This window comes from Micromonospora sp. CA-263727, from assembly GCF_050942455.1.
GTDB lineage: Bacteria > Actinomycetota > Actinomycetes > Mycobacteriales > Micromonosporaceae > Micromonospora.
Genome location: NZ_CP192031.1, coordinates 4,540,354 through 4,565,138 on the forward strand (window position 1 = coordinate 4,540,354; position 24,785 = coordinate 4,565,138).

The 24,785-nt window shown below is 73.8% G+C and carries 17 protein-coding genes; 6 read left to right on the plus strand and 11 right to left on the minus strand.

The window, feature by feature from the left end:
• Nucleotides 1-399 precede the first annotated feature (399 nt).
• Entirely contained in the window at nucleotides 400-1,917 is a 1,518-nt protein-coding gene (gene glpK, locus ACQPYA_RS19730) for a glycerol kinase GlpK (RefSeq protein WP_433528576.1), read from the minus strand.
• A 165-nt stretch (nucleotides 1,918-2,082) separates the two neighbouring features.
• Here glpK and ACQPYA_RS19735 point away from each other — a divergent pair, with 165 nt between their 5' ends.
• Complete coding sequence (locus ACQPYA_RS19735; protein WP_433528577.1) at nucleotides 2,083-2,682, plus strand: ATP-binding protein; 600 nt, start codon at nucleotides 2,083-2,085, stop codon at nucleotides 2,680-2,682.
• Between the two features lie 25 nt (nucleotides 2,683-2,707).
• Here the strand turns inward: ACQPYA_RS19735 and ACQPYA_RS19740 are convergent, their stop codons facing one another.
• Entirely contained in the window at nucleotides 2,708-3,022 is a 315-nt protein-coding gene (locus ACQPYA_RS19740; RefSeq protein WP_433528578.1) for a TraR/DksA family transcriptional regulator, read from the minus strand.
• Nucleotides 3,023-3,478: 456 nt separating this feature from the next.
• On the opposite strand from ACQPYA_RS19740, the gene ACQPYA_RS19745 reads away from it, so the two are divergent.
• Genes ACQPYA_RS19745 through ACQPYA_RS19755 form a run of 3 tightly spaced genes read left to right on the plus strand, consistent with a single transcriptional unit; the run spans nucleotide 3,479 to nucleotide 6,509 of the window.
• Nucleotides 3,479-3,871 (plus strand): SCP2 sterol-binding domain-containing protein, encoded by a 393-nt coding sequence (locus ACQPYA_RS19745; protein WP_433528579.1) that lies wholly within the window; start codon nucleotides 3,479-3,481, stop codon nucleotides 3,869-3,871.
• Nucleotides 3,868-5,943: an amylo-alpha-1,6-glucosidase gene (locus ACQPYA_RS19750; RefSeq protein WP_433528580.1), complete on the plus strand. Its 2,076-nt coding sequence runs from the start codon at nucleotides 3,868-3,870 to the stop codon at nucleotides 5,941-5,943. The genes ACQPYA_RS19745 and ACQPYA_RS19750 overlap by 4 nt, the downstream gene beginning before the upstream one ends.
• Nucleotides 5,944-5,999: 56 nt before the next feature.
• Entirely contained in the window at nucleotides 6,000-6,509 is a 510-nt protein-coding gene (locus tag ACQPYA_RS19755) for an NUDIX domain-containing protein (protein WP_433528581.1), read from the plus strand.
• 39 nt (nucleotides 6,510-6,548) lie between these two features.
• On the opposite strand, the gene ACQPYA_RS19760 is transcribed toward ACQPYA_RS19755, so the two are convergent.
• Nucleotides 6,549-7,769 carry a YeiH family protein gene (locus ACQPYA_RS19760; protein ID WP_433528582.1) on the minus strand — a complete coding sequence of 407 codons (1,221 nt, stop codon included), beginning with the start codon at nucleotides 7,767-7,769 and terminating at the stop codon, nucleotides 6,549-6,551.
• A complete protein-coding gene (locus tag ACQPYA_RS19765; RefSeq protein WP_433528583.1) occupies nucleotides 7,769-7,912 on the minus strand; it encodes a hypothetical protein in 144 nt (47 codons plus the stop codon). Before ACQPYA_RS19765 ends, ACQPYA_RS19760 begins: the two co-directional genes overlap by 1 nt.
• Nucleotides 7,913-8,135: 223 nt before the next feature.
• Here ACQPYA_RS19765 and ACQPYA_RS19770 point away from each other — a divergent pair, with 223 nt between their 5' ends.
• Both ACQPYA_RS19770 and smpB read left to right on the plus strand, forming a co-directional pair.
• Nucleotides 8,136-10,493, plus strand: coding sequence for a hypothetical protein (locus ACQPYA_RS19770; RefSeq protein ID WP_433528584.1), 2,358 nt, complete (start codon nucleotides 8,136-8,138; stop codon nucleotides 10,491-10,493).
• A gap of 32 nt (nucleotides 10,494-10,525) precedes the next feature.
• Nucleotides 10,526-11,017 (plus strand): SsrA-binding protein SmpB, encoded by a 492-nt coding sequence (smpB, locus tag ACQPYA_RS19775; RefSeq protein WP_433528585.1) that lies wholly within the window; start codon nucleotides 10,526-10,528, stop codon nucleotides 11,015-11,017.
• Here smpB and ACQPYA_RS19780 read toward each other — a convergent pair.
• The 7 genes from ACQPYA_RS19780 to ACQPYA_RS19810 form a co-directional block, all read right to left on the minus strand.
• Nucleotides 10,992-12,080, minus strand: a complete 1,089-nt coding sequence (locus ACQPYA_RS19780; protein ID WP_433528586.1) for a hypothetical protein — start codon at nucleotides 12,078-12,080, stop codon at nucleotides 10,992-10,994. The genes smpB and ACQPYA_RS19780 overlap by 26 nt on opposite strands.
• Nucleotides 11,987-13,111, minus strand: coding sequence for a transporter substrate-binding domain-containing protein (locus ACQPYA_RS19785; protein ID WP_433528587.1), 1,125 nt, complete (start codon nucleotides 13,109-13,111; stop codon nucleotides 11,987-11,989). The genes ACQPYA_RS19780 and ACQPYA_RS19785 overlap by 94 nt, the downstream gene beginning before the upstream one ends.
• Nucleotides 13,112-13,210: 99 nt before the next feature.
• The gene (locus ACQPYA_RS19790) at nucleotides 13,211-14,194 is read right to left on the minus strand and encodes a serine hydrolase domain-containing protein (RefSeq protein WP_433528588.1); all 984 of its coding nucleotides are present in this window, start codon (nucleotides 14,192-14,194) and stop codon (nucleotides 13,211-13,213) included.
• Nucleotides 14,178-14,444, minus strand: coding sequence for a phosphopantetheine-binding protein (locus tag ACQPYA_RS19795; RefSeq protein WP_433528589.1), 267 nt, complete (start codon nucleotides 14,442-14,444; stop codon nucleotides 14,178-14,180). Before ACQPYA_RS19795 ends, ACQPYA_RS19790 begins: the two co-directional genes overlap by 17 nt.
• Nucleotides 14,445-14,446: 2 nt before the next feature.
• Complete coding sequence (locus ACQPYA_RS19800) at nucleotides 14,447-17,551, minus strand: non-ribosomal peptide synthetase (protein WP_433528590.1); 3,105 nt, start codon at nucleotides 17,549-17,551, stop codon at nucleotides 14,447-14,449.
• A 14-nt stretch (nucleotides 17,552-17,565) separates the two neighbouring features.
• Nucleotides 17,566-19,143: a class I adenylate-forming enzyme family protein gene (locus ACQPYA_RS19805; protein WP_433528591.1), complete on the minus strand. Its 1,578-nt coding sequence runs from the start codon at nucleotides 19,141-19,143 to the stop codon at nucleotides 17,566-17,568.
• A 1-nt stretch (nucleotide 19,144) separates the two neighbouring features.
• Nucleotides 19,145-24,652: an amino acid adenylation domain-containing protein gene (locus tag ACQPYA_RS19810; RefSeq protein WP_433528592.1), complete on the minus strand. Its 5,508-nt coding sequence runs from the start codon at nucleotides 24,650-24,652 to the stop codon at nucleotides 19,145-19,147.
• Nucleotides 24,653-24,785 lie beyond the last annotated feature (133 nt).

Here is a 24,785-nt window from a genome sequence, read left to right on the forward strand (position 1 = left end):
CCGGAAGCTGCTCGCGGAACCAGTGGAGCCTACTTCGAAAGCGAGCACGGTGTGATCACTCCGCTACCGCCATCCCGAGCGATCCGCAGTCTCACCAGGCACTCGGAGGGCCAAAGATCTCGACGGCGCTGCCGAGAACACGTGCCCTGCTCCGTCCCCGTGGTCAGCAGGGCAGTCTTCGTGGTCCATGTGCTCCGCCGACCAGCGGACTTTGCGCGTTCACCCCGGAAAACCCACCTGTACCAGCACCTTCGACGCATACAGTCCGCACAGATTTCCCAGGTCAGCCCCACTCCCACACGTCTCACCCAGTCCAGGCAGTCCCGCAGATTAAGAGTCCGCCGCGTGCCGCCGTCGATCTCGCACACGGACGACCAAGATCCACGTAGAGCCCATGTCTCAGCCGACGTCGACCCAGTCGAGCGTGCGCTGCACCGCCTTCTTCCAGCCGTCGTAGCCCGCCGCGCGTTGCTCGGGCGACCAGGACGGCTGCCAGCGCCGGCTCTCGTTCCAGTTCGCCCGCAGTTCGTCGGTGTCCTGCCAGAAGCCGACCGCCAGGCCCGCGGCGTAGGCCGCGCCGAGGGCGGTGGTCTCGGCGACCACCGGCCGGCTGACCGGCACGCCGAGGATGTCCGCCTGCAACTGCATGCAGAGGTCGTTGACGGTGACACCGCCGTCAACCTTGAGGCTCTCCAGGGGTACGCCGGAATCCTGCGCCATGGCGTCGGCCACGTCCCGGCTCTGGTAGCAGATCGCCTCCAGGGTGGCCCGGGCGATGTGCGCGTCGGTGTGGTAGCGGGAGAGGCCGACGATGGCGCCCCGGGCGTCGGAGCGCCAGTAGGGGGCGAAGAGGCCGGAGAAGGCGGGCACGAAGTAGACGCCACCGCTGTCGGCGACCTGGCGGGCGAGATCCTCGCTCTGCGCCGCGCTGCTGATGATCTTCAACTGGTCGCGGAGCCACTGCACCGCCGAGCCGGTGACGGCGATGGACCCTTCCAGCGCGTAGACCGGCGCCGCGCCGGCGAACTGGTAGCAGACCGTGGTGAGCAGCCCGGCCTTCGACCGGACGATCTCCGGGCCGGTGTTGAGCAGCATGAAGTTGCCCGTACCGTAGGTGTTCTTCGCCTCGCCCGGCGCGAAGCAGACCTGGCCGACGGTGGCGGCCTGCTGGTCACCCAGGTCGCCGGCGATCCGGACCGGGCCGGCGAAGGGGCCGCTCGGCAGGGTGCTGCCGTAGGCGTCCGGGTCGGACGACGGGACGATCCGCGGCAGCATGGCGCGGGGCACGCCGAAGAACGACAGCAGCTCGTCGTCCCAGTCCAGCGTCTCCAGGTTCATCAGCATGGTTCGGCTGGCATTGGTGGGGTCGGTGACGTGCGCCCCGCCGTCGGTGCCGCCGGTGAGGTGCCAGAGCAGCCAGGTGTCGGTGTTGCCGAAGACGGCCTCACCGCGCTCGGCCGCCTCCCGGACCCCGTCGACGTTCTCCAGGATCCACTGGATCTTGCCGCCGGAGAAGTAGGTCGCCGGCGGCAGGCCGGCCTTGCGCCGGATGACCTCACCACGCCCGTCGCGTTCCAGCGCCGACGCGATGCGGTCGGTGCGGGTGTCCTGCCAGACGATGGCGTTGTGGTACGGCCGGCCGGTGCGCCGGTTCCACACCACGGTCGTCTCCCGCTGGTTGGTGACGCCGAGGGCCACCAGGTCGGAGGCGGCCAGGCTGTGCATGTTCAGCGCCGTGCGGACGACGGTCTGGGTCCGCTCCCAGATCTCCACCGGGTTGTGCTCCACCCAGCCGGCCCGCGGCAGGATCTGCTGGTGTTCGAGCTGGTGGCGGCCGACCTCGTTACCGCCGTGGTCGAAGATCATGAACCGGGTGCTGGTCGTGCCCTGGTCCACGGCACCGACGAAGTCAGCCATGCGGGTCCCCCTTGTCGTCGTGGTCGTCGGGTCGATCCTTCCCGATGCGGGCCCGCCGCCGATACGCCGCCGCGGCCGGCGGCACCCGGCGGTCGGGCCCGGCCACGCGGATCCTTGCCGTTCGGCAAAGGTCGCGGATGCCGCCGGAGGACGTAACCTGCCAGCATGAGCAACCTCGGCCGACCGGACGCAAGTGGCCCGAGCGGCCCGTCTCCCGGTGACGGCGAGCTGACCTCACTGCTGTCCCAGCCGTTCACCGCGCAGACGGTGACCCCGCTGCGGCACCTGCTCGCCGCGCGGATCGCCGCCGCGGGCCTCACCGGCGAGGTGGCCGAGGATCTCGTCCTGGCCGTGCACGAGTTGGTCACCAACGCGGTGCTGCACGGTGGCGGCCACGGCCGGCTCGACCTCTTCCGCCGCGCCGACCTGCTGGTCTGCGAGGTGACCGATCACGGCCGGGCCGACGGTGACCTGACGGTGAACCTGCCGGCGACGAACACCCCGGGTGGGCGGGGACTCTGGCTGGCCCACCACCTGACCGGCGCGCTCACCCTCACCCGCCGGCCGGACGGCATGACCGCCACGGTCACCGCCCGCCTGGCCGGCGAGCCCGGCGTCATCGCCACCACGGGCCTGCCCGACACCGCCACCCCCGGGCCGCTCGGCACCGCTCGGCCCGGCGGCGGCGCCGTGCTGCCCGGGCCGTCCGGCGCCGCCACGGCGAGCGGGTCCCTCGGCGGTGACGACGCGCTGCCGCACCGGTAACGCCGGTGCGGCAGCCGGCACCGGGTCAGCCGTTCTGCTTCTGCTGGCAGGGTACGCAGAACCGGGCGTGCGGCAGGATCTCCAGACGCTCCCGGGGGATCGCCGTGTCGCACTTCTCGCAGCTGCCGTAGCTGCCCGCGGTCAGGCGTCGCAGCGCGCCGGAGATCTGCTCCAGGCTCTGCCGGGTGGCGGCGATCAGCGCGGCGCTGGTGTGCGCCTCGGCCGGGTCGCCGGTGTCCGCCGTCAACTGGGTCAGCCGCGCCGTGTGCGCCTCGAACTCGTGGGTCAGCGTCGCCTGGAGTTCGCTGAGCCACTTCTGGTCGTGTGTGTCGGTGCTCATCTCGGATCCCCTTCCGGAAAAAGAAAAAGGGCCGAAGCGGTAGCTTCGCCCTTGACCGTCCTTGATGGATGGACGGGTTCCGGAGGGCTCCGGCCGGCGGGGCTCGGCTCGCCGTGACCGGCCTCTGCGGTAACCCACCCCGGCCGGTCCGCCGCGGCGCGCTGGCAGCGCGGGGCAGCGGGCACCGACGCCGCCGTGGCGACGGCGACGTGGTGCGGCAGGGCGGTGGGGTGCATCGAACCACCATAGGTCCACCCGCGCCGGAAACCAACGGCAATCTCCCCGGGCGTGGACCGATCCGGGCGCCCCGCACAGCGCCGGAGATCGGCCCGTAAGCGGTCGAAAGACGCTAAAGTGGCATATGCGGTGAAGCCCGACCGGTGCACGCGCCGCGCCGGGGCGGGCCATCCGGTGCCAGCCGCCGTCGGCCGGGTGCGGCCCGGAGAAGGGTGTGCGATGTCGGAGGCGGTACGCGACTTCTTCGACGACCTCGCCCGCAGCGGTGGGCGGATGCTCGGCCAGGTCTCCGGCACCGTCCGCTTCGACCTGGCCGGTCCCGACGGCCTCGACCACTGGCTGGTCACCATCGATCGGGGACGGGTCGTGGTGTCCCAGGGCGGCGCGGAGGACGCCGACACCGTCATCCACACCGACGAGGCGTTCTTCCTCCGGATGGCGCGTGGCGAGGTCAAGCCACTGCCGGCGTGGCTGCGCAACGACTTCACCGCCGACGGCGAGTTCCGCTTCGTGGTCGTGCTGGAACGGCTGTTCGCGCCGCCACCCGGTGCGCGCCACCCCCGGGAGGTGGCCGGTCACGCCGGCCCGCCGGAGGGTGGGACGCCGCGGTGAGCCGGCTCGTCCGCATCCTCGACGGCAACATCTTCGCGCTCAGCGAGGACAACGGGGACATGGCCTTCCGGCCCACCAACCCGAACGGCTTCTTCGCCCTCGACACCCGTTTCCTCTCCACCTGGCGGCTCACCCTCAACGAGGAACAGCTGCACCCGCTGGCCGTGCACGAGCCCAGCTACTTCGAGATCCGGTTCTTCCTGGTACCCGGCCACCCGACCCACTACGTGGACGCGAAGACCTCCGTCATCCGCGACCGGTGGATCTCGGACAGCAGTTTCACCGAACGCCTCACCGTGCTCAACCACACCGGCGAGGCGGCCGATCACGTGCTGCGGATCGACGTCGACAGTGACTTCGCCCCGATCTACAACGTGGTCTGGCCGCATGCGTCGGCGCTGCGCGGCTACCGGGAGGTGTCCGAGGACTGCCTGCGACTGGGCTACCGGCGGGAGAAGTTCCACCGGGTGACGGACGTCTCCAGCAGCGAGCCGGCCCACTTCGACGAGCGGGGGTTGACCTTCCGGATCCGGGTCGACCGGCAGGGCAGGTGGAGCACCACGCTCCAGGTCAGGTGCCGGGTGCTGCGCCCGGACGGGCAGGACGTCCGGGACCGGCTGGGGCAGCCGTACGGGCAGGGCCAGGCGTCCCGGCGGCGGTCCGGCGACCTCGGCGGTCACCTGCACCACGACCTGCGCCGGTGGCTCGCCGCCGCGCCCCAGCTGAGCTGCGACTGGGAGCCGCTGACCACGACCTACCAGCGCGGGCTGGCGGATCTCGCGGGTCTGCGCTATTCCCCGCTGACACTGCCCGGGGAAACCATGCCGGCGGCCGGGCTGCCCTGGTCGGCCACTATCACCGGCCGGGACAGCATCCTCACCAGCTACCAGGTGCTGCCCTTCGTCCCCAAGCTGGCCGCCACGACGCTGCGCCTGCTCGCCATCTTCCAGGGCGCCGTGCTGGACGACTTCCGGGACGAGGAGCCCGGGAAGATGCTCAACGAGATCCGGTACGGGGAGATGGCCGCCTTCGAGGAGCGACCGCAGTCGCCGTACTACGGTGGGGCGGACGTGACCCCGCTCTTCGTCGTGCTCCTCGACGAGTACGAGCGCTGGACCGGCGACACCGACCTGGTCCGGGACCTTGAGGAGGCGGCCCGCGCGGCGCTGCGCTGGATCGACGAGTACGGCGACCTGCGCGGCGACGGCTACCTCTGGTACCACCGGCGCAACGAGCGCAGCGGTGCGCTCAACCACTGCTGGAAGGACTCCCCCGAGGCGATCTGCTACCGCGACGGCCGGCTGCCCGGGCTGCCCCGCGCCACCTGCGAGTTGCAGGGCTACGTGTACGACGCCAAGCGGCGCGCCGCCCGGCTGGCCCGCGAGCTCTGGGGCGATCCGGCGTACGCGGACCGCCTGGAACGGGAGGCGGAGGAGCTCAAGCAACGGTTCAACCGGGACTTCTGGATCCACGACGGCGGGTACTTCGCGCTGGCGCTCGGCCCCGACGGCGACCAGGTCGACGCGCTGGCCTCGAACATGGGCCACCTGCTGTGGAGCGGCATCGTGGACGAGTCGCGGGCCGCGATGGTCGCCGAACACCTGCTCGGGCCGCGGCTCTTCTCCGGCTGGGGGGTGCGGACCCTGGCCACGGGACAGCTTCGTTACAACCCGCTCGGCTACCACGTCGGCACCGTCTGGCCGTTCGACAACTCCCTGATCGCCTCGGGCCTGCGGCGGTACGGCTTCCGCCGGGAGGCGGGCGTGATCGCCGAGGCGGTGGTGGAGGCGGCCCAGCACTTCGCCGGACGGATGCCGGAGTCGTTCGCCGGCTACGACCGGGACCTGACCCGCTATCCGGTGCCGTACCCGGCGGCGAACAGCCCGCAGGCCTCTGCGACGGGCGCCACCTTCCTGCTGCTGCGGACCCTGCTCGGGCTGGAGCCGTACGGCGAGCATCTGGTGGTGCACCCGGAGATTCCGCAGCGGTTCGGCCGGATCGAACTGCTCGACATCCCGGGTCGTTGGGGCCGGCGGGACGCGATCGGCAACGCCCGCCCCGGGGAGCCCTGACCTCCGGCCGCCCCGGAGGACCGGCCCGCACCAAGTTGCCGGTAACGTGCAGCCGCATGACCGGCGTGGCGTACTCGCACTGCTCGTACTGCGGCACGGCCTATGCGGTGGCCGAGTGGCCCCGGGTCTGCGCGGCCTGCGGCCAGACCGTCTGGCGCAATCCGCTGCCCGTCGCCGTGGCGCTGCTGCCGGTGCGGACCGCCGACGGGCTCGGCGTGGTCGTGGTCCGGCGCGACATCGAACCGGCCCGCGGGCTGCTCGCGCTGCCCGGCGGTTTCATCGAGTACGGCGAGGAGTGGCGGGAGGCGCTGGTCCGCGAGTTGCGGGAGGAGACCGGGCTGCTCGCCGACGCGGCCGACGCGGCGATGGTCGCGGTGCACAGCGCGCCAGCCGGCGGCACCATAATGATCTTCGGAGAGCTGCCGGTACGCCCCGCCGAGGACCTGCCACCGTCGGCGCCCACGGCGGAGGCCACCGAGTGGCTGGTGCTGACCGAGCCGGCCGAACTGGCCTTCTCCACCCACACCCAGGTGCTGGCCGACTTCTTCGCCCGCCGGGCGGGCTGACCGGCGCGCCGGTCGAGGTGACCGGCGCGCCGGAGGGAGTCAGCTCACGGTGAACCCGGCGAACAGCACCGAGGCCAGCCCGAGCGCGAGTACCAGGTTGAACACCGTTGCGCCGCCGAAGACCGCCACCGGTCGCCACCCGGCCTGTCGCAGCGCCGCCACCCGGACCTCCAGGCCGATGCTCACGAAGGCGAGGATGAAGAACCACACCCGCAGGTCGTTGACGATCGCGATGGTCGCCTTGCCGTCCGAGCCGGCCAGGTCCAGGTACCAGGTGGCGATCACCGACGCCGCGACGAAGCCGAGCACGAACTTCGGGAACCGCCGCCACAGCTCACCCAGTCCCGGCCGGGCCGCACCGGCCCGGCGCTCTACGTACAGGGCGAAGTACGCGGTGAGCGCCACCGCGACCACGCCCATCAGCGCGTTCTGGGTGACCTTGACGATGCTGGCGATCTGCAGGGCCTCCTCGCCGGCCAGCGCCCCGGCGGCGGTGACGGCGGCCGTGGTGTCGATGTTGCCGCCGATCCACGCGCCGGCCACCGCCGCCTCCAGCCCGAGCAGGTCGGCCAGCCAGGGCAGCAGGAAGATCGACGGCAACGCGAAGACGATCACCAGACTCGCCGTGTAGGCGAGTTGCTCCCGGCGGGCGCGCACCGCCCCGGCGGCGGCGATGGCGGCGCTGACCCCGCAGATCGACACCGCGGCGGCGAGCAGCGCGCGCAGCTTGTCCTCCAGGCCGAGCCGCCCGGCCAGCCACCAGGTGAACAGGAACACGCCGCTGATCAGCAGGATCGCCTGGGCGATGGCCGGCCCGGCGGCGCTGGCGATGACAGCCAGGTTGATCGAGGCGCCGAGCAGCACCAGGCCGGTCTTGATGAAGAACTCGGTGCGGAAGGCGGCGGCGATGCGGTCCCGCAGCCCGGTCAGGGTCACCACGAGGTTGCCGAGCAGGCCCAGCAGGATGGCGTACACCGGATACTCGATCGCCGCCGCGATGTCCTCCAGCGCCGTGCCGGCCGCCCATTCGGGCACGTTCTGTTCCAGGTATCGGGTCAGCGCGGCGAGCACGAGGACCACCAGCAGACCGACGGCGGTGAAGGCCCAGAAGGAGCCCGGGCGCGGCGTCACCACGGCGGGCGGCACGCTGGCCGGGTCGGGCGCGACCGCAGCGGGCGGCGCGGTGGCCGGGTCGGGCGCGACCGCAGCGGGCGCGGTGGCCGGGTCGGCGGGGGTGGGGCGATCGGCATCGGTGGTCATCAGGGCACCAGCCCGGCGGGGATCGCGCCGATCAGCACCAGGCCGAGCAGCGCCAGGCCCAGGATCGTGGCGGCCCAGTCCTCGTTGAGGGCGAACCGGCTCTCGGGCGCGGTGGGCGGAGGAAGTGGATCCGGGTTGCTCATGACGTTCCTTCCGGCGAAGAGGGATGGCGGGGGCGGAGAACGACGAACGCAAACCTATATTCCTACCGGGAATATAGGTTTTCAAGGCCCCGTGGCCGGATTCCTGCCCGGGCCACCTCGCCGGGCTCAGGAGTGGCCGCCGCCGGGACGGGTAGGTGGGCCGTGTCGGCCTGGCCGTGGGCGTCGGCTGGCCCGGTGCCGGCGGACATGTTCCGGGGGGCGGATGACGAGACAAACGGGGACATCGGACGTCGTGGAGCTGCGGGTGCACGGCGTGTCCGGGGCCGGGGCCGAGCAGGTGTTGGACCGCCCGCACAGCCGCCAGGTCGCCGGGGACGGCAGCGGCGGCTTCTACCGCCCGCGCGACGGCTATCCGGACTCCCCGGGCCCGGCCGGGGTGACCCTGGAGGCGTACCGCTGGAGCGATCTGCCCTCGGGCACCACGATCCGGACGCTGTCGCTGGTGTTCCTGCTGCCCTTCATGCTCTGCAACGTCGCGATCTGGATGCGACCGGCCCGCCGGGGCACCTCCGGGACCGGGCTCAAGGCGGTGTGCCGGCTGCTGGCTCTCACCCTGACCATGCTGTACGTGCTCGCCGCGATGGGGGTGGCGCTGGACCTGATCGCCTGGCGCTGCATACCGAATCCGCACTGCCTGGCCGGACGCCCGTGGCTGTCCTGGCTCGGCGGCCGGCCACCCGGCCTGATCCTGTCGGTGCTCGCGCTGCTGCCGGCCGCCGCGCTCGGCCTGGTCTGGCGGCTGGGCGCCCGACCGGGACGAAACTTCGACGCCTTTTCGGCGCCCACCACCAGCAGCGGGCCACACCAGCTCAGCGCGGTGGGCCAATGGGACAGCGCGCCGGTGGTGGGCCGGCTGCGGTCGCTGCACGTCGCCGCCGGCTTCGCCACCCTCAGCATCGGCCTGCTCGCGGCGCGGATCGACTCCGGCGCGTCGGTCCTCAGCGTCACGCTCGCCGTGCTCTCCGGCCTGGTGCTGTTCGGCTGCGTCGCCCTGCTCTGCGCGCACCCGTGGATCGACGCCCCGGAGGCCAGCCGGATCGTGGACCGGCTCTGCGGCGGGCTGCGCACCGCCGGCTGCGTGCTGACCGTGCTGGTGCTCGTCGCGGTGGCGGTCGAGCCCAGGCCGTGGCGCGTCGAGGGCGGCCTGCCGGGCTACGGCCTGACGGTCGGCCTGCTCGTCCTCTCGCAGGCGGTCCTGCTCTCCGTGCTCGGTGCGGTGGCGTTCGCCTGCCGCGGCCACCTGCGCCGCGCCGCCCCCGGGTCGGGCGGCCTCGCTTCCGGGTCGGGCGGCCTGGACGACGCCGGGCTGGACGGGCTCGAATCCGACGAGCTTCGGCGCGGGCCCGGCCGCGACGGGCTCGGCGCCGGCCCGCTACAGGGGATGGGCGCTCCGGTCATCGTCGCCACCGCCACCGGACTGGCGCTCGCCTTCTCCGCCGAACTGGTCTACCGGGTCGCCGACCTGCTCAACCGGCGCGCCGCGGCCGACGGGGAGCGGGCGATCGGCCCGCCGCTCGGCTACAAGTGGGTCATCTTCGTCTTCCTGGTGGCCACGGCGACCGTGCTGGTGGGAGCCGTGGTCCTGACGCTGGCCAGCCGCCGCGCCCGGATGCGTACCGCCCGCGCGACCGTGGCACGCGACTACCCCGACGCCCCGCCGGCCGCCCAGTGCCGGTTGCACCAGGTGGCGCGGGCGATCGCCAAGGCCCACTTCACCGAACGCCTGGAGATACTCGCGGTGGTGTACGCCTGCGTGGTCGGCGCGGGCATGCCCACCAGCCTGCTCGGCATGCTGGAGCTGTCACCCTCGGAGGCCGTCCAGCGCCTCACCGGGATACCGGCCGAGGCGACCGAGTTCGGCATCCAGGCGGGCAGCTTCGCCATCGCAGCGGTGCTGGTCGGCCTCTTCGTCGGTGGCATCTTCGCCTACCGCACGGCCGAGTTCCGCCGGTACGTCGGCGTGCTGTGGGACCTGGGCACCTTCTGGCCCCGGGCGGCGCACCCCTTCGCACCCCCTTGTTACGCCGAGCGGGCGGTGCCGGAGCTGAGCCGGCGGATCACCTACCTGACCGAACAGGGGCACGGCGTACTCCTGACCGGGCACAGCCACGGTTCGGTGCTGCTCGCCGCCACGGTGCTCCAGCTGCCACCCCAGGTGTGCGGTCGGCTGGCCCTGCTGACGTACGGGTCACCGCTGCGCCGGCTCTACACCCGGCTGTTCCCCAGCTACGTGGACGAGGAGGTGCTGCGGGAGGTGGGCAAACGGGTGAACTGGCGGTGGGTGAACCTGTGGCGCGACACCGACCCGATCGGCGGCTGGGTCTTCTCGCCGCACCGGCCGGGCCGGCAGCCGGTCATGCCCGGGCCCCCCGGCACCGTCGACCGGCGGCTACGCGACCCGTGGGACGTGGTCCCACCACCGGGGGACAGCGTCCCACCGTCGATCATCGGACACTGGCCGGGCGAGTCCGACCCGCGGTTCGAGGCCGCCGTGGTGGAGCTGGCCGGCCGGCTTCGCGCCCGACGCCGGGAGCCCGGAGGGCCGCGGAAATCCGGCTGACCCGGCACCGGCCACGGGCTATCCTTCGCCGGATGAGCACCTCCCGGAGCACCGAGCGGACGCTGATCGCGTCGAACCGCAGGGCCCGGCACGACTACACGATCCTCAAGACCTACGAGGCGGGGATGGTGCTGGCCGGCACCGAGGTCAAGTCGCTGCGGGCGGGCCGGGTCTCCCTGGTGGACGCCTTCGCCCAGGAACGCGACGGGGAGATCATGCTCCACGGCCTGCACATCGCCGAGTACGGCTACGGCACCTGGACCAACCACGCGCCCCGGCGTACCCGGAAGCTGCTGCTGCGCCGGGTGGAGATCGCCCGGATCCTGGCGCAGACCCGCGAGGGCGGCGTCACGCTGGTGCCGTTGTCGATGTACTTCTCCGGTGGTTGGGCCAAGGTCGAGCTGGCCCTGGCCAGGGGCCGCCGGTCGTACGACAAGCGGCAGGTGCTCGCCGCCCGGGACGCCGACCGGGAGATCGCCCGCGAGCTGGGTCGCCGGCTCAAGGGCCGGTCGGGGCGGGGCTGACCTCCGGCTCCGCTGCGGAGCCAGCGATCGGCACCAGCCCGGCGCAGCGCGGGTCGGGCGAGCCCACCGGGCGGCGGGGCATCATCCAGTCCAGCGCGGTGTCCTCCACCGGCCAGCCGGCCACCGCCACCCGGCTGACCGGCATCGGCCCCGTATCCGGGCAGAGCACCTGCCCACGGACCTCGTCGTTGGGCAGGAAGCGGACCTCTCCGACGCGGTCCAGCACGATCGTCATCCGGTCGGTCACCGTCACCGCCTGGCCCAGCACCACCTCCTGGGTGACCGGCTCACCGACCTCGACGGCCACCGCCGGCAGCAGCGGTACCCGCAGGAACACCACCCCCATCACCAGCGGCACCAGCGCGCCCACCGAGTAGGCGAGGGTGCGGGTCAGTGCCGGGGCGACCCGTGACGGCAGCGGCCCGGTCAGCACCAGCGCGCCGGCCGGCGGCAGCGCCAGCAGCAGGGCGGTGGCCACCTCGCCGTGTCGCAGGGCCGCCCAGAGGGCCGGGGCGAGCCAGGCGTAGCAGGCCGCGGCGAGGACCACCGGCACGACCAGGCCGGTGGCGACCAGCAGCCACGGCCGGTCCGGGAACCGGTTACGGGTGCGCAGGGCGAGCAGCCACAGCAGCAGCATCAGCAGCGCCGGGAGGAACCGCAGCTGCCAGGTGAGGGCCGCCAGCACGGCCGTGGCCACCAGCACCCAGCCCGGCGTACGCACGGTGGCGTAGGCCAGCAGCGACCGTTCTGGATCGAACCGACCGGGGGCGCTGACCTGGAGCACCCGGCCGAGCACGGCGGGCACCAGCACCACCAGCGGCACCGCCCAGACCAGCGCGATGAGCAGGGCGCTGAGCAGCCCCAACGGGCTGACGTACTGCACCAGCAGCAACATCGTGGACATGTCCTGCCGGCTGAGCCGCCACAGCCGCAGCACCAGCAGCAGCACCGGGAAGGCGGGCAGCAGGGTCAGCAGCCACTGTTGCGCCTGCCGCGCGCCCGGACGACGGCGGGCGGCACCGGCCGTGGTCGATGCGGGTACGGCAGCGCGAACCTCTCCCACGGCCACTGCCGCACCTCCACCCTGTCCCTTTGCCCGGGCTCCGGCTGCCCGTCCACCGCCACCTGCTGTGGGTCGTTGTACTGCTGCTCGGACCTCAGGTGCCTGTCGAAGGCCGCCCGCCAGCGCTGACCGTTGGGACCGGCCGCCGCCTCCTGGAGGGAGAGGTTGACCAGGTCACGCATTGCCGGATTCGGGCCGGTGTTGACGCCCCACAGCTCGGATTTGTCGTCGGGGATGTCCCAGTGCCGCAACTCCTGGACCCGCTTCAGTTTGGTCATCGGCGGCAACTCGCCGGCCGGACGGGGGCCCACGAAGCCGGCCAGGATCGCCGCGTCGGTGGTGACCGAGTCCACCGTGCCGTCGTACAGCTCCTGGATGCACTCGCTGACCCGGTTGCGGCCGCGCGCCTGCGCCCCCGCCTCGTTCAGACTCCGCTCCGAGGTGGACGTACCGATGGTGCAGACCTTCCGCCCGGCGAGATCACGCAGGCTCGACACCGGCCGGGTGTCCGATTTGAGGGTGACCACCGACTGCTCGGTCTCCAGGTAGGGGGCGGAGAAGTTCACCCCCTGCTGCCGGCGCTGCTCGGTGATGCTGTACGAGGCGACCACCAGATCGACGGTGACGAACCTGCCGTCGGGGGTGCGCGCCTGCCGTCGGGCCCGGTCCTCGCTCTCGATGGGCAGGAACTGCACCCGCGACGCGTCGAAGCCCAGGTCCTCGGCGATCATGTACGCGATCTCGATGTCGAAGCCCTCGAACGCGCCGTTCTCCAGTTGCTGCGACACCCCTGGCTGGTCGTCCTTGACCCCGATGAGCAGGGTCTGCTTGCCGGGCAGCCCGGCCCGCTCCCGCAGTTGCTCGCGGGTCGGCGGGCCGACCGCGGCGACCACCCGGACCACCGTGACGGCGAGCACCACGAGCAGCAGGAGCAGCGCGGCGAGGCGCAGCCATCGCCACCGCGACGCGGCACCCGGCCCGCCGGCCCGCTCCGGGAGCGGACCCGAGACAGGTTCGCTGTGCTCGCTCATCGCCACCCCCGTCTGCCGTGCTTCGCGAGCCCTCCATTGTGGCCGACCGGAGCCACCCGATGACACCATGTGACGCAAGCGTGACAGGGTCCCGCGCCGTCACTCCGTCGCGGGCAGGACGACGTGTTCGAGCAGGTTCACCGGGGTCCGCCACTGGTCGGGGTCGTCGTAGTTGCCAGCGGTGACGGCCACGGTGAGGTCCAGGTCGGGCAGGACGACGAGGCGTTGGCCACCGTTGCCCATGCCGGCCACCAGTCGACGGCCCGCGACGGTGTCGAGATACCAGTGGTATCCGTACCGACCGCCCCAGCCGGTCCGCAGGCGGGGCTGAAGCATCGTGCGGACCCAGCCGGCGGGGACGATCCGGCGGCCGTGCCACGCCCCGTTCGCGAGCACCAGCTCGCCGATCCGGGCCAGGTCACGTGGGGTGAGTCGCAGTCCGGACGCGGCCGAGGCCACCCCGTCCGTGCCGGCCATCCACTCGACGTCGTGGATGCCCAGCGGTGCGAACAACGCCGTTCGGGCGTACTGCGCGAGCGGCTGCCCGGTGCCGGCGGCGATCAACCGGCCCAGCAGCGCCGTGGCGCCCCCGCAGTAGGACCACCGTGCGCCGGGCGGCTCCACGATCGGCCGCTCCAGCACGTACCGGCACCGGTCCGGGGCCAGCTCCATCGCGATCTCGGCGTTCGCCGGGCTGTCGTACGGGATGTCCTCGCGCCACTCCAGCCCCAGCGACATCGTCAGCGCATGATCGACGGTGAGCCGAGCCCGTTCGGGTTCGGCCGCCAGATCGGGGTACTCCCGGAACTGGCGCAGGAGCGGTGCTGCGGGCTCCGGGACCCGGCCCGCGTCGAGTGCGATGCCGTACAGCAACACGGTCACGCTCTTGGTGACCGAGCGCAGGTCGTGCAGCGTCCCGGGTCCGAAGTCGACGACGCCCAGCGGGGCGTCCCAGGAGAAGTCCGCGCCCGCGCCGTAGTGCTCGAGCACGGTCTGGCCACCACGGACCGCCACCACCGCGTGCAGGCCCTCCAAGCGCCCAGCCGACAACGCCTCGGCCAGCAGGTCAGGTAACTGCGTCATCGGGTCGCGCTCCTTCGGTCAGCAGCGCCACCAGGTCGTCGAGGGTGTCCAGGGGGCGGCCGGGGCCGTTCAGCTCGACCTCCACGTCGTACTCCAGCTCGATCGCGTCGACCAGGCGCAGCAGGCCGAGGGAGTCGACACCGAGAGCGATCATCGATCCGCCGGCGAGCACGTCGGCCGCCGAGACCGCTCCTCCCGTCGCCTCGCCGACCAGCTCGGCGATCCGCTCGCGCAGCTCGGCGGTACCCATGGTCAGAACTCCTTTCCGGACTGCCGCACGATCTCGGCGATCTCGGCGATGGTCGGGGTGTCGAAGAAGGCGTCCAGCGGCACCTCGATCCCGAGCCGCTGCTGGATCCGGCCGCTGATCCGGGTGATGTGCAACGAGTGCCCGCCCAGGTCGAACAGGTCCTCGTGCACGCCGACCTCGGGTATCCGCAGCACCTCCTGCCAGATCAGCCGCAGCTGCGCCAGCACCGGGTCGTCGCCGGTCCCGGTGCCGGCGGCGACCGCCTTCGCCTCCCCCGGCGGGTCCACCGTGTCCCTGGGGGTGGGGGCGGGCAGGGCGGCCCGGTCGAGTTTGCCGTTCGGGCTCAACGGCAGCCGGTCGAGCGTCACGTAGTCGCTGGGCAGCGCGGCCTGGGGCAGGCTCGACGCCAGGTGCCGGCGCAGCTCGGTCGGGTCCGCGGCGGCACCGGCCCGGGTCACCAGGTACGCGACCAGGCGGGGTTCGTCGGCGTCGGAGCGGAGCACCGTGGCCGCCTCAGCCACGCCGGGGTGGTCGAGCAGCCGGGCGTCGATCTCCCCCAGCTCGATCCGGTGTCCCCGGATCTTGACCTGGTGGTCGGTGCGGCCGAGGAACTCGATCCGCCCGTCCGGCCGCCAGCGGCAGCGGTCGCCGGTGCGGTAGAGCCGCTCGCCGGCCCGCCCGAACGGGTCCGGCACGAACCGCTCGGCGGTGAGGTCGTCGCGCCCCCGGTAGCCGACCGCGAGCCCGGCGCCGGCCAGGCACAGCTCCCCCGGCAGCCCGACCGGCACCGGCCGGCGCGCCTCGTCCAGCAGGTACGCCCGCACGTTCGGCAGCGGTCGCCCGATGGTGACCTCGTCGGGGTCGACGGGGATCTCCGCCATCGTCGCGTACACGGTCGCCTCCGTCGGCCCGTACCCGTTGATCAGGCGGGCGGTGCGGGCCCGCAACTCCCGGGCCAGGGCGACCGGCAACGCCTCGCCGCCGGCGACCGCGACCAGCGGCGTGACCCCGGCGTCGGCCGCGGCGGGTTCGCCGAGGCCGGCCGCCAGCAGCACCCGCCAGCCCGACGGGGTGGCCTGGGCGTGGGTCACGCCGGCGCTACGGACCAGCCGCAGCACGCCCGCGCCGTCCAGCGCGCTGACCGTCGAGGCGACGACCACCCGTCCCCCGCTGACCAGCGGCAGGAGGACCTCCACGGTGGAGATGTCGAAGGACAACGAGGTCAGGTGCAGCCACCGGTGCTGCGGCCCGCTGTCCAGCAGGTCCCGCACGCCGAGGAGCAGGTTGGCCAACGCTCCGTGCCGCACCGCCACCCCCTTCGGTCGGCCGGTGGAGCCGGAGGTGTAGAGCACGTACGCGAGGTCGTCGGCCATCGGCGGCGCGGCGGCGGGCTCCGTCGGGGTCGGGCCGTCGAGCAGGTCGGCGTCGTCGAGGGCGAGGGTGGGCCAGGCCAGCTGGGCGGCGGTGGCGGTCACCACCAGCGCCGGGGCGGCGTCGGCCAGCACCGCCTCCTGACGGGCCGGCGGATGGTTCGGGTCGATCGGCAGGTAGGCGGCCCCGCAGCGGAGCACCGCCAGCATGGTCACCACCGCCTGCCAGGACCGGTCCAGGGTGATGGCGACGAGCGCGCCAGGGCCGACGTCGCGCTGCCGCAGCAACCCAGCGAGCCGGGTGGCGGCGGCGTCGAGCTGGGCATAGCTCAACGTCCGGTCGCCGTCGACCAGGGCCGGGGCGTCCGGGTCCGCCGCGACCCGGGCGGCGAACAGGGCCGGCACGGTCACCCCGGCGGGGTACGTGCGGGCGGTGTCGTTCCAGCGACCGGTGACCTGGTCGAGTTCGTCGGCGGGGAGCAGCGGCAGCTCCGCCACCGGCCGATCGGGGTCGGCGACCGCGGCGGCGAGCATGGTGCGCAGGTGTCCGCCGATCCGGCGTACCGCCTCGGTGTCGATGGCGGCCGGGCTGTGCTGGAGGCTGACCGTGATGCCGGTCGGCGCGTCCACGATCTGCACGTGCAGGGCGTTGCGGGCGGCGCCGCAGAACAGGGTCCACTCGACCTCGCTGGCCACCCCGGGGAAGACCGGGGCCGCGCCGCGCCGCCGGTAGCCGATGCTGACCGGGGTCAGCGCCGGCGCGGGTCGCAGGCCGGGCACGGCGTGGGCCAGCGGCACGGCGCGGTGCCGGTACACCTCGCGCAGCCGGGCCCGGACCGCGTGGGCGTGGTCGCGGAAGGTGCCCTCGGCCGGGTCGACGGCGACCGGCAGCTCGTTGACGAAGAGTCCGACCCGGTCGGCCTGCTCCGGCGTGCGGGTGGAGAGGGCCACCCCGACCGGGGTGCTCCGGTTGCCGTACCGCGCGAGCAGGGCGTGCAGCACCGCGAAGAGCAGCTCGAAGCGGGTCACCCCGAGGGAGCGGGCCGCTCGGTCGATGCCGCCGACCAGGTCGGCGGGGAGGTCGACGGTCACCGCGACGCCGGGCTCCGCGTCGGTGGGCAGCCGACGCAGGCCGGGCAGGTCGATGTCGCCGGGGCCGGACCAGTGCCGGGCCCAGTGGTCACGGGCGGCGGGCAGGGCGGTGACGACGCGCTGCTGCTCGGCGGCGGCCAGGCCCGCGTACCCGTCGACGCGGGGCGGGGCGTCGGTCGGGGCACCGGCCTGCGCGGCGGCGTACGCGGCGGCCAGGTCGCGGGCGAGCACGTCCTTGGACGTACCGTCGAAGGCCAGGTGGTGGGCGGTGACCAGCAGCAGGTGCCGGCCGTCCGCGCCGGTCAGCAGGGTGAACCGGGCCAGCGGCCCGCGCCGCAGGTCGTGCGGGCGGGCGATCTCCTCGGCGATGCGGGCGTCGGTCAGCTCGCCGAAGGTGACCGCCGGGCGGGTCTCCGCCGGCGCCAGCCGGGGGGTGCCGTCGTCGCTGTCGACCCGGGCGCAGAGCACCGGGTGCTGTTCGGCGAGCGCGGCGCAGGCCGCGACGAGCGCCGAACGGTCGAGTTCGGCGCCGAACCGGACACCCAACGCCATGTGGTACGCCGTGCCGGCAACCCCGGCCTGCTCGGTGAACCAGACGGCGTGTTGTGCGGAGGTCGCCTCGGCGGTGCCCACATGCTCTCCCATGGTCGTGCTGGTGGTCAGTTGTCGAACAGGTCGGTGAGCTGCCGCTTGAGCACCTTGCCGCCCTCGTTACGGGGCAGCTGGTCGAGCAGCAGGAGCCGGGCCGGCAGCTGGTAGTCGGCCAGCCGGTCGGCGAGGAAGCCGCGCAGCGCCGGCAGGGACAGTCCGTCCGCGCCGGCCTGCGGCCGGGGCACCACGGCCGCGGCCACCGCCGAGCCGAGCACCGGGTGCGGAATGCCGACGACGGCGGCCTGGGCGACCAGCGGGTGTTCGTGCAGCGCCGCCTCGACCTCGATGGTGGAGACCTTGAACGCGCCGGTCTTGATCACGTCCTGGTGCCGGTCGGTGAGGTAGAGGTAGCCGTCGGAGTCGACCCGGCCGACGTCGCCCATGCGTACCCACCCGTCCCGGAAGGTGACCCGGTTGGCGGCCTCGTCCTGGTAGTAGGCGCGGGGATGGGGGGCGCGCAGCCACACGTCGCCGGTCGCCCCGGCGGGCAGCGGGTTGCCGCCGGCGTCGGCGACCATCAGCTGGCCGCCGACGGGCCGGCCGACCGCGTCCCGGCGGGACGGGTCGTAGATCATCGTGGTCTGGGCCGGGGCCGCCTCGGTCGAGGTGTAGTAGTTGACGATGGTGGCCTGCGGGAACGCCACCGCCAGCCGGGCCGCGACCGCCGGGGGCAGCGCGGCCGCGGTGGAGCCGATCAGCTGCACGCCGCCGGTGTCCCGGTCGCGCAGCGCCCCGGAGTCGAGCAGTTCGACGGCGATCGACGGTACGACGAACACGGTGCCCGTGCCGGCGGCCTCGATCAGCCGGGCGAAGCGGACCGGGGTGAACCGGGGCAGGGTGAGCGCCGCGGCCTTCGCGGTGAGCGCGTTGAACAGCATGGTCTGCCCGGCGTTGGTGCCGATGGCGAAGGCGTGCAGGAACCGCTCCGAGTGGGCCAGGGCCAACCGGCGCGGGTGGTTCGGCGCGCCGACGGTGAGGTTGGCGTGGCTGGCCGCCACCCCCTTGGGACGGCCCGTCGTGCCGGAGGTGTAGAGGATCTGCGCCAGGTCGCCGGGGCGGGCGGCCGACGGCTCGGCCTCGCCGCCGGCGCCCTCGCCGCCGGCGGCCGGGTCGAGTTTCCCGGCGCCGGTCCGGTCCGGGTTGGTGCCGGCGAGCAGATCGCCGCAGGTCCAGACCGGCAGGCCGGGCGGGCCCGGTGGGGCGGGGGTGTCGTCGCCGCAGATGACTGCGCTGGCCGCGCAGTGGGTCAGCGCGTGCGCGAGTTGCCCGGCGGCGAGCCGGTCGGAGAGCGGCACGGCGACGCCGCCGGCCCGCAGCACCCCGCAGTACGCCACGGCGAAGCGGGTCCAGTCGCGGGCGCCGAAGAGCAGACCGACGCGGTCGCCGTGGCGCAGCCCCCGGCCGCGCAGCGCGGCGGCGACGGCGCGCGCCCCGGCGGACCACTCGGCGAAGGTCAGCGTCGCCACGCCATGCACCTCGACGGCCACCCGGTCCGGGTGCAGGGCGGTGCGCCAGTCGAGCAGTTCGGGCACGGTCCGGGGCGGCACGGTTCGCGGCGCTGCCCGGCCGGTGGTCGCGGTGGCCACGTCAGCCCGCCCTTCGTCCGATCGCGACAGCCGGCACCCGGCCGTCCGCCACGCCGGCCGTCCTGGCCCGGCGTTCCTCGATGCCGACCAGATCGTCCGGTGGCGCGTCGGGCACCTCGTCGTCGAACCGGGCCAGGACGGGGGTGGCCAGCGACACCAGCGCGGTGAGCGCGATGCAGACCCCGAAGAGCACGTAGAGCAGGCCGTGGCCCCGCCCCGGCCCGACGCCGATCACCGCGCCGACCGTGCCGGCCAGCACGCCGTCGGCGAGCAGCATCGGCTCGGCCACCCGGGCGGCGAACGGGGCGACGAGGCCCCAGCCCAGCGGCAGGGTGGACTGCGCGACCATCTGGTTGAGCGCGAAGACCCGCCCGTGAACGCGCGGCGGCACCTTGGTCTGGATGATCGTGTTGTAGACGCCGTTGACGATGCCGAGGGCCAGGTACATGCCGAACGCGCCGGCGCCGATGAGCAGCAGGTTCGGTCGCAGCCCGGTCACCACGGCGGCCACCGCGATACCGAGGGTGCCCAGCAGCACCGCTCGCATCCGGCGCTTGCGGGGACCGCCCCAGACCAGCATCACCAGGCCGCCGGTGGCCGCGCCGACCCCGCCGGTCAGCGCGACCTGCGCCACCTCGTTCAGGTCGGCGAAGCCGAGCACCAGCGGGGAGAGCAGGAACAGCACGGGGAACAGGAAGAAGTTCAGCGCCGCGAAGAACGCCAGCATGGCGCGGAACTCCCGGCGTCGCAGCGAGTAGCGCAGCCCGGCGACGATCTCCGCGCCGATGCCCTCACGGCGTTGCAGCGCCAGGGTACGCGGGAACCGCACGACCGCCAGGACGGCGATCGCGAACAGGTACGACGCCACGACGATGAGCAGGATGCCGCGCAGCCCGACGGCCTGTAGCAGCGCCACGGCGACCAGCGGCACGGTGAACTGGGTGAGGCCGACGGCGGTCTGGGCGAGGCCGTTGGCGTGGCCGAGGAAGCGCTTGGGCACCAGCTGCGGCACCGCCGAGACGAACGCGAGGCGCTGGAAGGCCAGCGCCACCGACAGCCCGGCGGTGAACGGGTAGAAGTGCCACACCTCGGCCCGGTCGGCCAGCACCAGCCCGGCCAACACCCCGTTGGCGGCTCCGGCGGCGGCGCAGGCGGCCAGCAGGACGCCCCGCCGGCTGAACCGGTCGACCAGCGCGCCGGCCAACGGCGACACGATCAGTCCGGGCAGCAGGGCGAGGACGGCGAAGAGCGCGAACCGGGCGAGCGAACCGGTCTGCATGTAGATCCACAGCGGGATGGCGAAGGTGGTCAGCGCGGTGCCCATGCCGGAGACGACCTGACCGGTCGCGACCAGGCCGAAGCGGCGCAGGCTCGGCGGCGGCGCGGTGGCGGCCGTCGTACCGGCGACCGGCGGGCCGTCGGGTCCCCGGTGCGAGACGCCGGCGAGCTGCCAGGCGGGCGGCGCGCCATCCGGGCCGGCCGGCGCGGCGTCAGCGGGCGGCGGCGCGTCGAGACGCCGGTGTACGCCGGTGACGATCTCGGCCAGCTCGCCGGCCCGGTACTTGAGGAAGTAGTGCCCACCCTCGTCGATCACGGCGAGTGCGGTACGGTCACTGAGGAAGTGCCACTCCCGGTACCGCTCCTCGTGGAAGTCGGTGCCCCGGTCGCGCTCGCCGACCACGGAGACGATCGGCGCGCGCAGCGGGGCGACCTGTTGCCGCATCAGCTCGGTGAAGTACTCCTCGGAGACCTCGGCGTCGTGCCGCATCGCCCGGATCAGGAACCGGGCCTCGTCGGGCGCGAGCGATCCGATGGAGGTGCCCTGGGCCTGTAGCCAGGTGCGGTAGATCCGGTCGCTGCGCAGGCGCTCGGCCAGCCGCAGCCGCAGCAGCGGCCCGAGCGGGCCGCCGGCCGGCCGCCCGAACGGGAAGACCGCGCCGAGGTACACCGCGACCAGGTCCCGACCGGCGGCCTCCAGCCGGCGGGCGACCTCCACCGCGAGGGCTCCGCCGGGACCGCAGTGTCCGTAGAGGATCAGCGGCCCGGTCACCCGGTCCAGGATCTCCGCGACGACCTCGGCGGCGACCTCCTCGATCGGCGCCGGCTCGTCGGCGAGGCCGATGTCGTGCCCGGGCACGGCCACCGACAGCAGCCGGTACCCGGCCGGCAGCGCGTCGGCCAGCGGTTGGTACACCACCGCGCTGCCGCCGCCGTACGGCACGCAGACCAGGGTGGCCACCCGCTCGGCGGCGGGCACCGGCGGAGTCAGTTCGTGCAGCCGCCCGCCGCCGCCCGCGCCGTCACCGGCCACCAGGACGGCCAGCTCGCGTACGGTGCGGTGGCGGAACAGGTCCATCACGCTGACCGCCGGGGCGGCCCCACCGACCACGCCGGGCAGCTCCCGGCGCAGCCGGGCCACCACCTGGGTGGCGAGCAGGGAGTGCCCGCCCAGGTCGAAGAAGTCGTCGGTGGCGCCCACCTCGGCCACCCCGAGCACGGCCCGCCAGATCTCGGCGACCAGGGTCTCCACCGGCCCGGCCGGGACGACCCGCTCGCCGGGCGGCGCCTCGTCGGTCGGCTCCGGCAGGGCGCGCCGGTCCACCTTGCCGTGCTCCTGCAACGGCAGCCGGTCCAGGATCACCCAGCGGCCGGGCACCATATGCTCGGGCAGCCGGTCGGCGAGCCGGCGGCGCAGCTCCGCCGGCTCCGGCGCGGCCACGTCGGGCGTCGGCTCCAGGTACGCCACCAGCCGCTCGTCGCGTAGCAGCACCGCCGCCTGCCGTACCCCGGGGCAGTCCCGCAGGGCGGCCTCGATCTCGCCCAGTTCGACCCGGTAGCCGCGGATCTTCACCTGGTGGTCGCGGCGGCCGAGGAAGACCAGTTGCCCGTCGGCGCGCCAGCGGCCCAGGTCACCGGTGCGGTAGAGGCGCGCGCCGGGCGGGCCGTACGGGTCGGGGACGAACCGCTCCCCGGTCAGCTCGGGCCGGTGCAGGTAGCCGCGGGCCAGCCGGTCGCCGCCGAGGTACAGCTCACCGGGCACGCCGACCGGCACCGGGCGCATCCGCTCGTCGAGCACGTACACCCGGGCGTGCGGCAGCGGCCGGCCGATCGGCACCGGCCCGACGCCCGGCCCGGTCACCTCGTAGGTGGCCACCCCGACGGTGGCCTCGGTGGGTCCGTAGTGGTTGAACACCCGGGCCGGGCCGGCGGCGGCGAGCGGGCCGACCCGCGCCAGGTCGGACGCCTCACCGCCGAGGATCAACGCGCGGGCCGGCAACAGCTCGGCCGGCGCGGCGTCGGCGGTCAGGGCCAGCAGATGCGACGGAGTGATCTTCAGGTAGTCGATGCGGTGGGCGCGCAGCCGGTCGGCGAGTTCGGCGCCGGTGCACCGGCGCGGCAGCAGGTGCACCGCGCCGCCGGTGGCCAGCGCCAGGTAGAAGACGGTGACGCTGAAGTCGAACGACATCGACTGCAACAGCCCGTACCGGGCGGCCGGGACGACCGCGAACCGGTCGGCCACCCCGTCGAGGTAGCGCAGCACCTGCCGGTGCGCCACGGCCACCCCCTTCGGGGCGCCGGTGGAGCCGGAGGTGTAGATGACGTACGCGAGGTGGTCGCCGGTGGCCCGGGATTCCGGCGGGGTGTCGGGCTGGGCCGCGACCTCGGCGGCGATCTCCTCCAGGCCGGCCGCCGTCGTCCCGGTGGGCAGCCGGTCGCGCAGGTCGGAGCTGGTCAACACGACAGCGGGACGGGCGTCGGCGAGCATCAGGCCGAGCCGGCCGGCGGGCTGCTCCGGATCCAGCGGCAGGTACGCCCCACCGGCCCGGAGCACCCCGAGCAGCGTCACGGCCAGCTCGACCGACTGGTCCAGCAGCACACCGACCAGCCGGTCCGGGCCGACGCCCCGGGCGCGCAGCCAGTGGGCGAGCCGGTTGGCCCGCCGGTCCAGCTCGCGGTAGCTGACCGCGTCCGGGCCGCAGCGCACGGCCGGGGCGTCGGGGGTGGCGGTGACGTGCGGGCCGATCAGGTCGGCGAGGGTCGTCGCCGGGCCAGTGACCCCGGCGACGTCGTCGCGCTCGGGCCGGCCGAGGGCCAGCATCCGGTCCCGGTCGCCCGTGTCGAGCAGGTCCAGGTCGACGACGGGCAGGTCCGGCCGGGCGACCGCGGCGCGCAGCAGCGTCTCCAGGCTGGCGGCCAGCCGGCGTACGGTGGCGGCGTCGAAGAGGTCGGTGTTGTAGACGAACATGCCGCGCAGACCGTCGGCGCTCTCGCCGACGTACAACGACAGGTCGAAGCGGGCGGTGGCGGCGTCGGTGCCGACGCCCTCGGCCCGCAGGTCGTCGGGCCACCGGCCGCTGCCCTGGGCGTAGTTCTGCAACGTGAACAGCACCTGGAAGACCGGGGCGCGGCTCACGTCCCGGGCGACGTTGAGTTCGGCCACCAGGCGTTCGAACGGGATCTCCTGGTGGGCCAGGGCGCGCACGACGGTGCCGCGGGTACGCCGCAGCAGGGCCGCGAAGCTGGGCTCGGTGGCCGGCGCGTCGGCGCTCGCGCCGACCGGGGAGAGGTCGGCGCGCAGGGCGAGGGTGTTCACGAAGAGGCCGACCAGGTTCTCCAGCTCCGGCACCACCCGCCCGGCCACCGGGGAGCCGATGGCGAAGTCCCGCTGGCCGCTGTACCGGAACAGCACCGCCTGTAGCCCGGTGAGCAGGGTCATGTAGAGGGTGGCCCGGTGGGCGCGGCTGAGTCGGCGCAGCCCGTCGGTGAGCGCGGCGTCGATGGCGAAGCGGTACGTGTCACCGGCGTAGGACTGCACGGCCGGGCGGGACCGGTCGGTGGGCAACTCCAGCGGGGGCACGCCGGCCAGCGCCCCGGTCCAGTAACCGAACCCGTCCCCGGTCGCCGGCCCGTCGAGCCGGTGCCGCTGCCAGGCGGCGTAGTCGACGTAGCTGGTCGCCGGGGCCGGTGGCGGGGCGCCGCCGTCGCGCAGTGCGGCGTAGCCGTCGGCGATCTCGCCGAGCAGCAGGTCCAGCGACCAGCCGTCGCTGACGATGTGGTGCATGGCGAGGTGCACCAGGTGTTCCTCGGCGCCGAGCCGGACGACGAGCACCCGCAGCAGCGGGGCGGCGTCGAGGTCGAACGGGGTGCGGACCGAGGCGGCCACCTGCTCGCGGGCCTCGGCCTCGGAGCCGGCGGTGGTGACGGTGACCGGCACCCGCACCTCGGGCAGCACCTGCACGACCGGCTCGCCGTCGGCGTTCTCGGTGAACCGCATGCGCAGGCTGTCGTGCCGGGTGGCGGTGGCGTCGACGGCGGCCCGCAACAGCCGGACGTCGAGCGGCCCGCGCAGCCGCACTGTCGAGTAGACGACGTACGCGGCGGTGCCGGGGGTGAGCTGCTCGGTGAACCAGATCCGTTCCTGGCCGAACGACAGCCGGGGTTCTCCGGCGGGGCGGGTCGCCTCCGGTGGGATGGCGACGCTCCGCGCCGGCAGGTCAACGTTGGTCACGCTGCGCCTCACTCCGATGACGGACGGGAGCCAGTAGTCTGCACGCCGCATCCAACACGTTGGATCAGCTGATCGGTCCACTGTGTAACACTCGATCGATCGATCCGGTGCCGGAACGGTTCGACGTACGGTC

Bases quoted from the DNA above. Each gene is read 5' to 3' on its own strand.
- ACQPYA_RS19790 (WP_433528588.1), bottom strand. From the start codon at position 14,194: ATGACGCAGTTACCTGACCTGCTGGCCGAGGCGTTGTCGGCTGGGCGC.
- ACQPYA_RS19760 (WP_433528582.1), bottom strand. From the start codon at position 7,769: ATGACCACCGATGCCGATCGCCCCACCCCCGCCGACCCGGCCACCGCG.
- glpK (WP_433528576.1), bottom strand. From the start codon at position 1,917: ATGGCTGACTTCGTCGGTGCCGTGGACCAGGGCACGACCAGCACCCGG.
- ACQPYA_RS19735 (WP_433528577.1), top strand. From the start codon at position 2,083: ATGAGCAACCTCGGCCGACCGGACGCAAGTGGCCCGAGCGGCCCGTCT.
- ACQPYA_RS19795 (WP_433528589.1), bottom strand. From the start codon at position 14,444: ATGGGTACCGCCGAGCTGCGCGAGCGGATCGCCGAGCTGGTCGGCGAG.
- ACQPYA_RS19785 (WP_433528587.1), bottom strand. From the start codon at position 13,111: ATGAGCGAGCACAGCGAACCTGTCTCGGGTCCGCTCCCGGAGCGGGCC.
- ACQPYA_RS19765 (WP_433528583.1), bottom strand. From the start codon at position 7,912: ATGAGCAACCCGGATCCACTTCCTCCGCCCACCGCGCCCGAGAGCCGG.
- ACQPYA_RS19770 (WP_433528584.1), top strand. From the start codon at position 8,136: ATGACGAGACAAACGGGGACATCGGACGTCGTGGAGCTGCGGGTGCAC.
- ACQPYA_RS19755 (WP_433528581.1), top strand. From the start codon at position 6,000: ATGACCGGCGTGGCGTACTCGCACTGCTCGTACTGCGGCACGGCCTAT.
- smpB (WP_433528585.1), top strand. From the start codon at position 10,526: ATGAGCACCTCCCGGAGCACCGAGCGGACGCTGATCGCGTCGAACCGC.
- ACQPYA_RS19745 (WP_433528579.1), top strand. From the start codon at position 3,479: ATGTCGGAGGCGGTACGCGACTTCTTCGACGACCTCGCCCGCAGCGGT.
- ACQPYA_RS19800 (WP_433528590.1), bottom strand. From the start codon at position 17,551: ATGGGAGAGCATGTGGGCACCGCCGAGGCGACCTCCGCACAACACGCC.
- ACQPYA_RS19740 (WP_433528578.1), bottom strand. From the start codon at position 3,022: ATGAGCACCGACACACACGACCAGAAGTGGCTCAGCGAACTCCAGGCG.